General features: G+C 38.1%; 1 protein-coding gene. It reads right to left on the reverse strand.

Annotation, left to right across the window (positions count from 1 at the left end):
- Positions 1–127 (reverse strand): acyl-CoA dehydrogenase family protein (locus tag ACNG5D_RS16010; protein WP_418184531.1); only part of this gene is annotated, 127 nt, incomplete at its 3' end.
- Positions 128–289 lie beyond the last annotated feature (162 nt).

Below are 289 nucleotides of genomic sequence, written 5' to 3' on the forward strand. Positions count from 1 at the left end.
GAACCAAGCTATCTGGAAACGTTTGTGTGTTATCTCGTTCTATCACACCAGGAAGTAGTTCGGTTTGCGCAAAATCGCGAGCAGCATCGCGTATCATGATGTGTTCTTCGGTAAGGTTAAAATCCATAGTTTCTTGTAATTGAAGTATTATTTAAAAGTGCACAAAGATACTTTTTTATTGGCATTTTTTCAAAACGGATTGTTATTTTTACAGGATATGAATAAAACCCAATACCGTGTTGTAGGAGTTATGTCTGGAACCTCTTTGGATGGGGTGGATTTGGTGGCT

Origin of the sequence: Algibacter ulvanivorans (assembly GCF_048381495.1) — a bacterium.
Classification (GTDB): Bacteria; Bacteroidota; Bacteroidia; order Flavobacteriales; family Flavobacteriaceae; genus Algibacter_B; species Algibacter_B ulvanivorans.